This is a genomic window from Bradyrhizobium sp. JR4.3, assembly GCF_040547695.1.
Lineage (GTDB): Bacteria > Pseudomonadota > Alphaproteobacteria > Rhizobiales > Xanthobacteraceae > Bradyrhizobium > Bradyrhizobium canariense.
In genome coordinates this window covers 101,886-114,790 of the sequence record NZ_JBEPQF010000004.1, presented here as the reverse complement: position 1 = coordinate 114,790, position 12,905 = coordinate 101,886, and the positions used below count along the sequence as shown (strand labels likewise).

The window sequence follows — 12,905 nt, the reverse complement described above, 5'->3', positions numbered from 1 at the left end:
CTTCGCAAGTGAACGGTCCAGACAGGCCCGCGAGCGACCGCACCGCACAAGTGGTCGAGCTGAAATCCGGATAGAGACCGAAGAATTCGTTATGCAACCTGCTCATGATGCCTCCTTCCGGGCTCTCGCATCCCGCTATCGCGCCGGGCCCAATCAGAGAAAATCCAAAAGCTTGACCTTCCCCCAATTCATCGGCCAGGCGCGCTTGAAATCATTACGGTCGTGCCGTGACTTGATCGTCGCATCGATCCCCATCTTCCCGACCACGCGATATGGATAAAATTCCGCCGGCAGGGGCGTCGCGGATGGATCATAGAGCGAGCCGCGCGTGCGGGGCACCACGAATGTATCGCGCTCCGGGTCGCAACGGGTCGCGATCGCGTGATAAACGTCCGCAGGATCGTCCAGATCGGTGTCGGGACTAACCGCAATAACAAGCTTGGTGTTAATCCAGGGCGCGCCCATCACCATCATCAATGCGTCATTGACAAAACCATCATGACGGTAGTCGAACTGTATGATGCAGGACAACGCCGCGCCCCAGGTCGGAAAACGTACGTCCTTAACGGCAAGCCCCATCTCGCTAAGGCGATTGTACAGTATCGCTTCATGGCAGAGCCGAGGTAACGTCTGATGGTCGGTTGCCGGACACGTTTGATGGTTTCGATAGATGGGCCTGTCCTCCCGCATCGTGATCGCGGTGACTTCCAAGGTCGGCACATGCTCGTGCTGAGGAAGGTGGTACATGCTCGGCGAGGTAACCGCACCGACCTTTTGCGAGGCAAAGTGGACGTAACCCTCGATGATCACCTCTGCCTGAGTTGGAACCGGAAGAGGAACGGTCTCCGCATCAGCGACTTCAATATCGCGGTCCATGATTGTGCCGATCATGTCGAACTCGCCCCAGAGGTCGAGATGCAGGCCGGAGTAGTTGGCCATGATCTCGTAGGCCGGAGGTACGCCGCCCATCATCACGATCGGCATCCTGGTCTCACCCATCTGGCGATATTTGTTCATGATGCGGATGCTGTGCGGTGTTGCGAAGCTGATCGCGCCGCTATGGCGGCCGGTAACGGTCGTGCCGGCGTGGTTGGAGTTGAGAAATCCGGTTTCCGGATCCCGAATGATGTTCGCGAGCGTGATGTAAGGTTGCGCATCGCCTTCCTTGTGAAAGGGGATCGGCAGCCGCGTCAGGTCGGCATCGACGCCGAGCCAGCGAACTTCCTTGACTGGGCCGCCGGAAACTTTCACCAAGGGACGCGGTGGCAGCCTGAGCCGATACGCCAGCGTCTTTAAATAGTCTTCGCGTGAAACGCCAAGCGCGCGCGCCTGGTTTTCGCGGTTTTTCACCAGGATGTCTGCGACACGGAAGCCAGGCGCCTCGATGACATTCTCGAACAGGATTGGATCGTCCGTTTGGGCGGATAGAGCGCCAATGTCGCGTAGGCCAACGGGCTTACGAATTCGGACGACGGAGTTCGCGTGAGTATGAAGATAGTCGCGCAAGCTGGCTTCAAGCGGCTTGGAAGGCTTAGCCACTGGTAGATCGCTTGGCGTGAAGACAACCGCTTCGGTCATTTCGTTCCCTTTACTTCAATTCTTTGATCAGAACGGTTCGATGTCGTTGGCGTGCCCGCCACGTTGCAACATTGAATCGACGGTGGACGCAGTCTCCAACAGGCGCCGGTCCGTGTTCCTGCGGCCAATCAGCATCAATCCGACGGGTAGACCGTCGAGGGGTAAGGGAAGCGAAATCGAGGGGCAGTCAAGAAGATTGGCGATGCGAGGGTTGCGGAGGACAAGCCCATTGAGCTCATGAAATGTCGCATCGTCCTCAACCGCCGACAAAAGCGGCGCGCGGATCGGTGTCGTTGGCAGAATGAGGACTTCGTTCGCAGCGAAGGACTGCTCGAAGGATTGTACGGCGGCGCGGCGAAGCCGCATCATGCGCACATAGTCGACAGCGAGGATGCCCTCACCCGCCTCGATGCGAACCCGGGTTTTCGGATCGACCCCATCGAGACTCTCAAGCCCGAGGTCGCGCAGCGTTGCGGCGACTTCGATGGATGGAAACGTTCCTATCCTATCGATCTGCGCAAGGTCGTCGAGAGCTGCGTCGATTGATCTCTCCGCAATCCGCACGCCGTAGGACCGCAGCCGCTGGATTGCGTGTTCGAACGCATTAACCACCTCCGGCTCACAGCGCTCAAAGATCCGACCGCGGGCAACGCTGAGAGAGAAGGTCCCGAGAGACGCGGGCCGCAGTCCTGACGGCGTTCGCTGTCCCGACAGCACCATGTCGGCGGCCGCGCAATCCGAAACGCTCAAGGCGATCGGGCCAATCGTGTCAAGACTCGATGACAGCGAGAAAGCGCCAACCGTCGGCACGAGACCGCTCGTCGGTTTGAAGCCGATCGCTCCCGATAGCGCCGCGGGGATCCTGATTGATCCACCGGTATCACTACCAATGGCGATCTCAGCCATGCCGTCGACCACCGACACCACGGCCCCCGACGACGAACCTCCGGGCGCACGGTTGCGGTCGCGCGGATTGCCTGGCACGCCGTCGTGCGGGTTCGTGCCAAGTGCGGAGAAGGCAAACTCGGTCATCTGGGTTTTGCCAACGATGATCGCACCCGCCGCGCGCAGATTCGCCACGACGGCAGAGTCACGAGCCGCGACTGGCAGGCGACGCAACACAGCGGAGCCCGCGCTTGTCACTGTGCCCGCAACGTCGAATAATGCCTTCACTGAGACGATGCGACCGTCAAGCGGTCCGCGCGTCGACCCGGCGGCGGCGCGCTGGTCTGCTGCCTCGGCCTCCCGCTGCGCACTGTCGGCAAAGACGGCGGTAAAGGACCTGCTGCCCTCCATCTCGAGCGACCGAATGCGGTCAAGTGTCAGCTCGAGCCGCGCGACGGCCGAAGGACTTGCATTGGCTCGCGTGTCTGTCATTGCTTCCGAACGGTTCTTGGGTGTGGCGATCAAGAGATGATCGGCAGCGCGGCAACTTCATAGCCATACGTGAGTGCACGATTGAGGACAGGGTCCTGCAGCTCCATCTCGAACCGCGTCCCCGGCCGAATGCCACCGATCGTGCCAGGCGTGCCGCAAAACATCAGCGTGCCGGCGGGCAGCGTGTCCGCGCCCGTGTGGCGGCGGATCAGATCGCGCGGTGTGCGCAGGGAGGAAACCGGGCTCTCCTGATAGAGCACGCGCTTTCCATCGATGGTGGCCCATGACCGCAGCATCAGTTGATCCCAATGCCCCTCGATATCGGGGTAGGACCAAAGCTGCGCGCCGACTGGCTTGCCGCAGAGTTGCTTCGACAGCGCGATGCCCGATGCCTCGGCCCTGCGATCGGTATGGTCGGATCCTATGCCAATCCAAAGCCCGTCGGCCATCGCGACCACGATCGGCTCCACTTCACCCGAGCTATCTTGGCCCAGCACGGTCAGGCTGGCTTCCTGCGTCAATATCTGCGCCGCAACGCGGTAGTAGAGCGGTGTCGTCGAGGGACGTGGAATGCCGAGCGCTGCGAGTTCTTCGATGTGATGTTCGATCGCCGCTGCGTCTCGGCCCGCCCACCCCGCGATGACGAGGGCATTGATCTCGACGCCGACATGGTCGGTCCGGTCTTTTGCGATGCGGTCAAACTGCAGCAACATGCGCTTCCCTATCCTTGGTCGATGTCGAGAGGATTTCGCCACGCTCGATCTGCAGCGTCCGATCGGCGATCCGGTCCAGCAACGCCGGCGACGATTCGGTGATCAGCAGGGCAAGCTCGGGGCGGCGCTTGCGCAACTCGCCGAGCGTGCGCGCATAGTCGAGCGCCAGCGCCGGGGCCAGGCCCTGGAACGGTTCATCGAGCAGCAACACCTTGCGCGCGACTGTCAGTGCACGGCCGAGCGCCACCATCTTGCCTTGCCCGCCGGAGACGCCGCCGGCCGGCCTTGCTCGCATGACATGCAATTCGGGAAGCAAGCCATAGACCTCGTCAAGCCTGTGCGCGATCTCCGCTCTGTCTAGCTTTAGCGCTAGACCCGGAAGGCGAATGTTCTCTTGCACGCTTAACTCGGGAATCAGGCGGCGATCCTCGGGCGCATAGCCGATCCCGGAGCGAGCACGATGATGGGCCGGCATGCGGCCGAGGTCATCCTCGTCGAGACGGATGGAACCGCCGTCGAGGTCGAGAAGACCCATGATCGCGCGTAGCGTCGTGGTCTTGCCCGCACCGTTGCGGCCGATCAGCACCGTCGTCCTGCTCTCGAGGATGTCGCAGCTGACCCCGCGCAGCACGCGAACGCCCTCAATCGATACGTTGACCCTGTCGAGGCTCAGCATCACGCCACCCCTACGACGCGTTCGCGAACCTGCACATTGCTGAACACTTCGTCGGGCCGCCCTTCGGCCATGATGTTACCGGAGTTCCAGACCAGGACGCGGCTCGCGTAGCGCGCGACCACGTCCATATCGTGCTCGACGAATAGCGCCGTGATCCGGCGCTGGCGTAACGCATTCATCAGCGCTTCCATCAGCGGGAACCGCTCCAGCGCGCTAACGCCACTGGTCGGCTCGTCCAGCAACAAGAGCCGTGGCTTGAGCGCCAGCGCGACCGCGATGTCCAAGAGCTTACGATGCCCCTCGGGCAAGGTGCTGCTGATCCGCTCAGCGTCGTCGGCAAGGCCAACCAGGCCGAGCAGCGCTTCCGCCTCCCCGCGCCGCGCGGCCGTCTCCAGCGGGCGGGCCGCGCTCCACAGGCCTTCGTTGGCCGCCAGCGCCAGCATCATATTCTCGATCACGCGCTGCGCCGAGAACAGCTGCGGAATCTGGAAGGCCCGCGCGACGCCGCGGCGCGCGATGGCGCGCGGCGAAAGCCGGGTGATATCTCGGCCGTCGAGCTGCACACTACCCGATCTCGGCCTGATATAGCCGGTACAGATGTTGAGCAGCGTCGTCTTGCCAGATCCGTTTGGTCCGATGATCGCGAGACACTCACCTTCGTGAATCGCGATGCTCACACCATCCGCGGCCTTGACCCCGTTGAAGCTGACGTGAAGATCCTTGGCCTCGAGAATAGGCTGCTTCATAGGCTCGACGCCTCCTTGCGCGAGAACAGCCCATAGAGTCCTTGCGGCATGAACATGATCGCGATGATCAGCGCCATGCCTACGATCAGATTCCAAGCGTCGGTCACGCTGGCTGCTACGCTATGAAGCAACTCCAGGAACAGTGCGCCAAGAAATGCGCCGGGCACGCCACCGATCCCGCCAAGCACTGCGATTAGCACGAGATGCCCGGACGCGGTCCAGAATGCTAACTCTGGCACAACACGACCGATCGCGAATCCCCCAATTGCGCCGCCGAGCCCGGCCAGTGCCGCCGAAATGACGTAGGCGACCAGGAGAACTGCCCAGACCGGAATCCCGAGATATTCAAGCCGGATTTCATTGGTATGGACGGCCGACAGCGCATGACCCAACGGGCTGTTCAGGTAGCGCTGAACAGCAAAGCCGACCAGCACCATCAGCATCAGGCTCAGATAGAACAGAACGCTCTTGAAGACAGGCTCGGCCATTGCGATGCCGAAGATACCGGGAATCGGGATGGGCATGCCGTCAGTCCCGCCGGTGACGCCGTAAAGCTTGGCGCACAGCGCGTAGAATACCATGGAGACGGCGAGATTCAGCATCGCGAAGAAGATCGCGCGATAGCGAACGAGGAACGAACCTGCCACGGCTCCCACTAGCGCGGCGGTCAGCACAGCGAGAACCAAGAGCACCCCGAAATCATTAACGCCAGCCCGTGCCAAAAATGCAACGCTATAGGCGCTCGCGGCAAAGAACATGGCATGACCGATCGAGATCAGTCCGCCGCGGAGGAGAACCGCAACACCGAGCGCCGCCAAGCCCTTGGCGATTGCAAGTGTCAGCACGAATTGCAACCATGGGGCAAAGATTGGAAGCACGGCGAGGGTGAGGATCGCGCCCGCAGTAAGGATTGTGCGCATCATATTCTCCGCACCGTCATCGATCCGAACAGGCCGTAAGGGCGGATCAGGAGAACGACCAACATTGCCAAATAGGGCGCGACCGCGTCCAGCGAAGGCGCCAGATAGATCGCGAGGACGCGTGCCAGGCCGACGATCAGCGAAGCCACTGCGGCGCCTTCGATCTGTCCGAGGCCACCGATCGCCGCCACCGCAAAGGCGAGCACCATAGTGTCAGCGCCAAGTCCCGGCGCGACGCCGGACGTGGGAGTCGCCAAGGCTCCTCCCAGCGCCGCAAGGAATACGCCGAGCGAGAAGGCCAGGATAAATATCTTGTTGGTGTCGATGCCAATCGACTGTGCCATCTCCCGATCGGTTACGACGGCCGTAACCAGGCGCCCGAGCCGAGTGTGGTTGATCAGCAGCCGCAGGCCGATCACGACCAGCAGGGCCATCACAATCAACACGATCTGGTAATTCAGGTAGACGATCCCTCCAATGCTTGAAATGCCGAGCAATCGCATCGGTGTATCCTCGTAGAAGGATTGCACGCCAAAGATGATGCGCTGCAGATCTTCCAGAATGAGAAACAGCCCAAAGGTGACCAGTATCTGGACGGCTTCCGACTTCCCGTAGGTCCAGCGAACCAGGCTGCGCTCGATCAACGGACCGAAAATCGCCGCGACGAAGACGGCGCTGAAGAACAGCGCCGCAAACGACAGGTATGGGTTGAGCTGCCGGCTCGCAATGAACAAGCAGATCGACGCGGCGACATAACCTCCAATCGAATAGAGACTCCCGTGAGCTACGTTGAGGACGCGCAGCACACTGAACACCAAGGTCAGGCCAACTGCCGCGAAGAAGATCAACGCGGCGCTTGCAAGGCTATCCACTAACAAGGGAACGATCGCATTTGACATCGGCTTACGCCTCACGTGATAGGAGAAAGCAAGCGGGTGACCATCGTTGTTTAATTGTAGCTTCCCGGCTTAGGCAGTGTCTTCGTGAACTCCGGCGTCAGCGTCGAAATCCAAGCAAGTGGATCCTGACCGACCTGCGGCATCAGGCTATCGCCCTTGTAACGGACCATGTCGCCAATTACTGGGAACGGATACGCTGGCGTTTTCACAGTGACGCCGACAATCTGGTCGGCAAGCCCGTCATTGTCGGCGCGGGTTTGCACAGTGCCAGTCAGGGTCGCGACCTTGCTCCCCTGCATGGCGCTTGCGAGTTCTGATCGCGTCGGCCACTTGCCGCCATTCTTCAACATCGCGGCCTTATAGGCTTCCTTCACGTACACCAAGGTATTGGCCATCTTAATGGATGGGGAAACCGGATACTCTCCAAAGCGAGTCTTGTATGCTTCAGCAAATTTGGCGGTCTCGGGATTGGCCTTGGCATCCGGCGACATCCACCAGCCATCACCCAAAACACCAATAATCACACCGTCGGGCAACGGAACGCGTTGCAGCACAGTTTCGCCGACGGCGAGGATCACCTGGCTGGAGGTGAAAAGCCCGCGCGGTGCGGCCTGGCGCACGAAGTTTTCGAGATCCGCACCCCAGAGGTTGGAAAAGACGACATCCGGGCGCGCGGCAGTAAGGCGCGAAATTTCCGTCTGATAGTTTGGCGAGCCGAGTTTGGGATATAGTTCGGCGACGATCTCAACGTCGGGTTTCAACGCCTTCAGCGCTGCTGTGAAAATCTTGGCTGCGTCATGGCCAAAGGCGTAGTCCGGATTGATGATGGCAACCGTCTTCATGTTTGGCTTGCGCTCCAAAACATAGAGCGCGTAGGCGATGAATTCAGGTACGGTGTTGCCGTTCGGACGGAACATATATTTGCTTTTTCCGTCGACCAGAAGTTGGTGAGTATCACAGTTCCAGGCTACGGTTGGAACCTCTAACTGTTCAGCGAGGGGGGCCAGCGCCAAGCAGTTAGCGCTCGACAACGCCGCAATTAGCACCTGATTCTTTGCCTCACCGGCCAAGCGCCGATATTCGGCTATGACGCCCTGCGTTCCTTGCCCTTCGTCGACATAGGTCGCACTCACCGGCACGCCCGCGATACCGCCTTCAGCATTGATCTGTTCGATCATTAGGTCGGCTGCATTTTTTCCTGGCAAGCCAAAGGCAGCTGCGGGACCAGATGTGAAGGTGAAGATACCCAGCCCGACCGAACTCGGCTTCTCCTGCGCCGCAACTGGAGTTGTCGCCACCACTCCGAACGCGAGTGCACCCGCGAGACCGTCGACCACCAGCCGAAGATTGGCCCGCGGTAGTCCGCGATCCAATCTGAAGAGCAAACGAAGTGACGACCCGCAACGCACAACTGCAATGGAAATATCTTTGAACACCATAACTGTTCTTCCCCTTGGTCGGCCAATGGACGTTGTTGGCGATTGCCAACCCGCATTAAACCGGATCAAAGTAGTGCATCTCCAAAAGCAGGCATCCGTTGACGGACTTGAACGGCCCATGCGGGGCGTGCGGTGGCCGACAGGCATAGGTGTTCGGTCGGAAACTCTCACCGCCCTCCCCCTTCTCGTCATTCCCGACGATCAGGTCACCCGAGACGAGATAGACCTCTTCCCAGTACTTGTGTGAGAATGGCGAGGTCGTGTAGGCACCCGGCGCGAAGCGCAGCAGCCGGGTGCGCGTTCCGCGCCGGTTGCCCTCGTCGAGTCCGCCCGCCAAGATCTTCTGCTGGATTCCCGCCGGGTAGCCGGCCGGCACTTCCCAACCGACGCTCATGTCGAGCGCGTGGAATTCGTCGTGCTTCTTGTTGACAGACATGTGTGGTCTCCGTGATTCAGGCGGCTTTGCTGGTGGATGAGACGCCATTGAGGTCGTAGGAATCGAGCATGCCCTGGACCAGCCGATCGGCGCCGGCCCAGTCATAGGTGCGATAGGAGTGTCCCTTGGTGACGAAGGTCGCGCCGGAGTAGAACATCTCGTATTGCTGATGACGCGATCCGAACTCGGAGCCCACGGCATCCCAGGCGAGCTTGTAGAACTTCACGCGATCATGTGAGTTGGCCTTCGGCGACTGCTGCGTTTTGCCGATCAACGCCGCAATGTCCGGGTTGGCAAAGTCGGCAACTGAGGAGGGCAGCATGATCATGCCGCCGCCGGCGAGTTCGCGCAGCGTGTTGAGCACATGCGCGTACAGTTGTTGCGTGAGCACCTGTGCGGAATAGAGCGTGTGCCGGTCCGGGATGAAATAAGGACCAACCTGTGTGCCTTTCGCCTCCATGGCTGCGACCAGCGCGTCCACCATGCCGGTCTCCGCCGCGAGTTGACCCAGCATCTCGCGCACCTGTGGGAACTGTGTGACGCCGTTCATCTCGGCGATCCGATGCGCCAGACCCGTCAGAAACTTCAGCTTCACGCTCAGCCGAACCATCGCCTGATAGTTCTGGTACACGTGACAAGGCGTGGCATGAAACTGCTTCTGACACATTTCTACATTACCTTCGACGAAGACGCGGTCCCACGGCACCTTCACGTCGTCGAAATAAAGAACGGAATCGTTCTCGTCGAACCGGCTGGACAGGGGATTGTCGAACACCGCGCCCGCCGCATCTTCGTACGATTTGCGTGACAGCATCTTGAGGCCCTTCGTACTCATCGGAATCGCGAAGGACATCGCGTAGCGTTCCTCACCTGGGCGCATCGGCTGGATGGTCGTGACGAAGACCTCGTCGGCAACGACGCCGCCGGTGGCCAGCATCTTGGCACCACGGATCGTAATGCCTTCGGCATCGCGATCGACGACGCCAGCGGTCAGGAACGGGTCCGCCTGTTCGGCCGCACCCTTCGAACGGTCCGCCTGCGGATTGATGATGACGTAGGTGAGGTAGAGATCGTTATCGCGCGCATGGTGGTAGTAGCTCTCGAGCGCGCCGGCGCGGGCCGGATCGTAGTCCTTGAAGACGTCCAACCCCATGTAGAGTCCGGAAATGCAGGATGCGACGTGATCCGGAGCGCGGCCCATGAAGCCTGCATGCAACGCAGCCCAAGCCTCAAGCGCCTTCCGTCGCTTGACGAGATCAGCGTAGGTCGCCGGCAGCTGCCAGATGCGGTTGGCACGCCCGGCGTCCGTCGTGAAAGTCATCAGATCCGCATTCTCGGAAGCGCCAGCAAAGTCGAACAGACCCGCCATCGAACCGGCGAGATTGCGGAAGGCATGGTGCGTTGTCACATCGCCGACCGACGCTCCGTTGATGTAGATGGTGCGGCCATCCTTCAGGCCTGACAAATATTCTTTTGCGCTACGCATCGCGGTTCCTCCGGTTCGAATTTAGTAATGAATGGGAAGCGGCCAGGTCGGCTCGCGCTCGGATTCATCGATGAGATCGCGATATCGACCACGAAAGAAGATCAGGGGTTTAGCGGCCTCAGGGCGGGTCGTGTGGCGGACGACGCGGACGACGAAGATGACGTGGTCGCCTCCGTCATAGTTCGCGTAGGTCGCGCATTCGAAATGGACCATCGCGCCTGAGATCAGCGGGGCCTCGGCATGACCGACCGATATCTTCACCTGGTCCCATTTGTCGGAGAGGGCGCGCGCAAACTGGTTGGAGATGCTTTCCTGGTCGCGCGCCAGGATGTTCACCGCAAAGCCCTTGGCATCGAGCATCGCAGGCAGGCTGCGCGCCTTGCGGTCGACACTGAAAAGAACGAGCGGCGGATCGAGTGAGACGGCGTTGAACGAACTCATGGTCACGCCGATAAGCTCTTCGCCCTTGCCGCGCGCGGTCACCACCGCAACGCCAGTGGCGAATTCGCCGAGCGCGCGCCTGAATGCACGGTCCTCCATGGGGCAACCTCGCTGTCCTGCCCGATTTACAATTTTCAACTAGCTTTCTGACAAAGCTATTTGAGGATGTCAAGCCCCTTGCTGCGGGGGCACATGCATGCTTTTTAGAGAAAACCAGCGAAATGCCGTTCGCGGGGGAGAATGACCGTGGTCGATGCGCTTTTGACAGCGTCGAAGCTTGAGCTGCTCGACAAAAATGGGGACCGCACGTTTCGCGGTCTCCTCTACGACTATTTCGCGTTCGGACGCAGCCTGGAATCCGCCCGTGAAACGTTCGCGAGCTTTGCCGGCCTGTCGCCCACCCAGTATCTGATCCTCATCGCAATCAAGAATTCAACGGCGGAGGAGCCGATGGGGGTCAATCAGGTCGCCGAAAGGCTGTATCTAAGCGGCGCCTTCGTTACCAACGAGATCAACAAGCTGGTTTCCGACGGCCTGATCCAGAAGACCCCCCATCCGGGCGATGGTCGGCGGGTACAACTTGCCCTCACCCAACACGGAGTGGATCAATTGATCAGCCTTGCCGCCCTGCAACGTCCAGTCAACGACGCGTTGTTTGGGGTGTTGACGCGCGAGGAGTTCAAAGTGTTGTCCCAGCTGCTGTCTCGTCTTGCTGCGAACGCCGATAGCGCGTTGAAGCTCGCCGAACATGTTCAAGCGACGCTCAAGTTTCAGGAGGATCAGCGGGCTTCCGGACCGAATTTGCCGACCTCCCGCAAAAAGCCGCGAGCGACGCTTCGTAACAGTCGGTAACGCCAATAGGGCGATTGATTAGCTAGTGAAGCCGTCGCTCAATGAGCTGCAGCAATGGTCCACCATTGAACCCCGGCAAGATTTGTACAGCCGTTGTACGGATTTCGCCGTGGGACGACTGTGTCGCTTTCCCAAAATTGCGGAAGTGCTTGCCGTAACAAGGCTTATTGTGCTGGAGCGGTGAAGAGCCCCGAGCGGAGCGGGGGAGGCGCTTAGCACCCATCGATTACACCATATAAAACGATGTCTTACGACACGATATCGAATCTTGTTGGAGGTTTCGCTGGACAAATCGTTGGACGCCTACAGCCCGACCATTATGCAAATGGCCCGTACGTTCCTACGTCAGCGCCTTATCGACGTGGTGCTCTCATCCGCCTTGAGATGACACGGGCCTTTGCTGTGGGAGCGTCTCGGAGGTCCTTGCCTTCTTGCCACCGCGATGTAGCAAGCCTTTTGGATGTATCGGCTCGTGCAGACTAGCCAACGAAGTAAGCGTCGGACCGTAATCCGCATGTTTAGAGTTCAGATGCAGGCCAGTTTCAGGACCACCACGTCGACCATGCCCGTGGCGCTTGCTTCAACACAGTCGGTCACTTGCGGATATCGCAAGAGCGAGCGCTTAGGTCAGCCATGGACCAGAAGCGGCAATCTGGGCTTGAAGCCGTCTCGCGGCAGAGCGATACATCTTATTCCCAACGGGCTTTGCACAATATTGTGACCCTTCATCAACAGCCCCGCGCGTAACGGGTCGATGAAGCCTGCGTACAGAGTGTAGCCTGTGATGCAGAAGATCGCAGCGCGACAACTAGAGGTGAGCGCTCTGATGAATGAAATGTTCAATATTGCCGAAAGAGGCACGGGATCTTATCGATTGCTGGGCATCCTGAGGTGGGTCATGGTTGTCATATTCGTGTCGTTCGGAATGCAGAAGTTTACACCCCAATCGGCACAAGGCATCGCGCAATTCATAACCAACAGCCCCTTCATTTCCTGGCTGTCCGTGCTCGGCTTGAGAGGCGAGGCTTACTTCTTGGGAGTTGCGGAGTTCGTTATTGCGGCGATGCTCGTAGCAGGCGCGTTCAGCCCACTTCTTTCAGCTTTGGGGTCGCTCCTCGGCGTGGTTACTTTCGCTATTACGTGGTCTTTCTTCTTTACGACACCCGGCGTCGTGAAGTGGAGCCTTTCGACCGATCCGATGGCCTGGAATTTGGCGGGAGAGTTCCTGTTCAAGGATATAGTTCTACTGTGCGTATGCGTAGTGCTATTTCTCGCGTCATTGCCGCGAACCTTGCGCTGACCGAAGTCCTTGAGGGCACGGGCGACACCTGTCCAGAATGCA

Annotated in this window: 13 protein-coding genes; 2 read left to right on the top strand and 11 right to left on the bottom strand. The window is 59.7% G+C overall.

Annotated features, from left to right (window positions below):
• Positions 1-153 precede the first annotated feature (153 nt).
• The 11 genes from ABIB91_RS09135 to ABIB91_RS09085 are packed head-to-tail and all read right to left on the bottom strand — an operon-like array spanning position 154 to position 10,810.
• Positions 154-1,578, bottom strand: a complete 1,425-nt coding sequence (locus tag ABIB91_RS09135) for a UbiD family decarboxylase domain-containing protein (RefSeq protein WP_354160169.1) — start codon at positions 1,576-1,578, stop codon at positions 154-156.
• A 27-nt stretch (positions 1,579-1,605) separates the two neighbouring features.
• A complete protein-coding gene (locus ABIB91_RS09130; protein WP_354160167.1) occupies positions 1,606-2,988 on the bottom strand; it encodes an amidase family protein in 1,383 nt (460 codons plus the stop codon).
• Positions 2,985-3,668 (bottom strand): DUF2848 domain-containing protein, encoded by a 684-nt coding sequence (locus tag ABIB91_RS09125; protein WP_354160529.1) that lies wholly within the window; start codon positions 3,666-3,668, stop codon positions 2,985-2,987. Before ABIB91_RS09125 ends, ABIB91_RS09130 begins: the two co-directional genes overlap by 4 nt.
• Positions 3,652-4,344 carry an ABC transporter ATP-binding protein gene (locus ABIB91_RS09120; protein ID WP_354160165.1) on the bottom strand — a complete coding sequence of 231 codons (693 nt, stop codon included), beginning with the start codon at positions 4,342-4,344 and terminating at the stop codon, positions 3,652-3,654. Before ABIB91_RS09120 ends, ABIB91_RS09125 begins: the two co-directional genes overlap by 17 nt.
• Positions 4,344-5,090: an ABC transporter ATP-binding protein gene (locus ABIB91_RS09115; protein ID WP_354160163.1), complete on the bottom strand. Its 747-nt coding sequence runs from the start codon at positions 5,088-5,090 to the stop codon at positions 4,344-4,346. The genes ABIB91_RS09120 and ABIB91_RS09115 overlap by 1 nt, the downstream gene beginning before the upstream one ends.
• The gene (locus tag ABIB91_RS09110; RefSeq protein ID WP_354160161.1) at positions 5,087-6,010 is read right to left on the bottom strand and encodes a branched-chain amino acid ABC transporter permease; all 924 of its coding nucleotides are present in this window, start codon (positions 6,008-6,010) and stop codon (positions 5,087-5,089) included. Before ABIB91_RS09110 ends, ABIB91_RS09115 begins: the two co-directional genes overlap by 4 nt.
• Positions 6,010-6,909 carry a branched-chain amino acid ABC transporter permease gene (locus tag ABIB91_RS09105; RefSeq protein WP_354160159.1) on the bottom strand — a complete coding sequence of 300 codons (900 nt, stop codon included), beginning with the start codon at positions 6,907-6,909 and terminating at the stop codon, positions 6,010-6,012. Before ABIB91_RS09105 ends, ABIB91_RS09110 begins: the two co-directional genes overlap by 1 nt.
• Before the next feature lie 50 nt (positions 6,910-6,959).
• Positions 6,960-8,348, bottom strand: coding sequence for an ABC transporter substrate-binding protein (locus tag ABIB91_RS09100; RefSeq protein ID WP_354160158.1), 1,389 nt, complete (start codon positions 8,346-8,348; stop codon positions 6,960-6,962).
• A 55-nt stretch (positions 8,349-8,403) separates the two neighbouring features.
• Positions 8,404-8,784, bottom strand: coding sequence for a cupin (locus ABIB91_RS09095; RefSeq protein WP_354160156.1), 381 nt, complete (start codon positions 8,782-8,784; stop codon positions 8,404-8,406).
• Positions 8,785-8,800: 16 nt separating this feature from the next.
• The gene (locus ABIB91_RS09090; protein WP_354160154.1) at positions 8,801-10,270 is read right to left on the bottom strand and encodes a 4-hydroxyphenylacetate 3-hydroxylase family protein; all 1,470 of its coding nucleotides are present in this window, start codon (positions 10,268-10,270) and stop codon (positions 8,801-8,803) included.
• Between the two features lie 21 nt (positions 10,271-10,291).
• Positions 10,292-10,810 (bottom strand): flavin reductase family protein, encoded by a 519-nt coding sequence (locus tag ABIB91_RS09085; RefSeq protein WP_354160152.1) that lies wholly within the window; start codon positions 10,808-10,810, stop codon positions 10,292-10,294.
• Between the two features lie 141 nt (positions 10,811-10,951).
• Here ABIB91_RS09085 and ABIB91_RS09080 point away from each other — a divergent pair, with 141 nt between their 5' ends.
• Positions 10,952-11,563: a MarR family winged helix-turn-helix transcriptional regulator gene (locus tag ABIB91_RS09080; RefSeq protein ID WP_354160150.1), complete on the top strand. Its 612-nt coding sequence runs from the start codon at positions 10,952-10,954 to the stop codon at positions 11,561-11,563.
• 826 nt (positions 11,564-12,389) lie between these two features.
• Positions 12,390-12,863, top strand: coding sequence for a YkgB family protein (locus ABIB91_RS09075; RefSeq protein ID WP_354160527.1), 474 nt, complete (start codon positions 12,390-12,392; stop codon positions 12,861-12,863).
• Positions 12,864-12,905: the final 42 nt, after the last annotated feature.

Excerpts from the sequence above, each read along its gene's own strand:
- ABIB91_RS09115 (WP_354160163.1), bottom strand. The coding sequence starts at position 5,090 with ATGAAGCAGCCTATTCTCGAGGCCAAGGATCTTCACGTCAGCTTCAAC.
- ABIB91_RS09090 (WP_354160154.1), bottom strand. The coding sequence starts at position 10,270 with ATGCGTAGCGCAAAAGAATATTTGTCAGGCCTGAAGGATGGCCGCACC.
- ABIB91_RS09135 (WP_354160169.1), bottom strand. The coding sequence starts at position 1,578 with ATGACCGAAGCGGTTGTCTTCACGCCAAGCGATCTACCAGTGGCTAAG.
- ABIB91_RS09120 (WP_354160165.1), bottom strand. The coding sequence starts at position 4,344 with ATGCTGAGCCTCGACAGGGTCAACGTATCGATTGAGGGCGTTCGCGTG.
- ABIB91_RS09105 (WP_354160159.1), bottom strand. The coding sequence starts at position 6,909 with ATGTCAAATGCGATCGTTCCCTTGTTAGTGGATAGCCTTGCAAGCGCC.
- ABIB91_RS09095 (WP_354160156.1), bottom strand. The coding sequence starts at position 8,784 with ATGTCTGTCAACAAGAAGCACGACGAATTCCACGCGCTCGACATGAGC.
- ABIB91_RS09100 (WP_354160158.1), bottom strand. The coding sequence starts at position 8,348 with ATGGTGTTCAAAGATATTTCCATTGCAGTTGTGCGTTGCGGGTCGTCA.
- ABIB91_RS09125 (WP_354160529.1), bottom strand. The coding sequence starts at position 3,668 with ATGTTGCTGCAGTTTGACCGCATCGCAAAAGACCGGACCGACCATGTC.
- ABIB91_RS09080 (WP_354160150.1), top strand. The coding sequence starts at position 10,952 with ATGACCGTGGTCGATGCGCTTTTGACAGCGTCGAAGCTTGAGCTGCTC.
- ABIB91_RS09075 (WP_354160527.1), top strand. The coding sequence starts at position 12,390 with ATGAATGAAATGTTCAATATTGCCGAAAGAGGCACGGGATCTTATCGA.
- ABIB91_RS09110 (WP_354160161.1), bottom strand. The coding sequence starts at position 6,010 with ATGCGCACAATCCTTACTGCGGGCGCGATCCTCACCCTCGCCGTGCTT.
- ABIB91_RS09085 (WP_354160152.1), bottom strand. The coding sequence starts at position 10,810 with ATGGAGGACCGTGCATTCAGGCGCGCGCTCGGCGAATTCGCCACTGGC.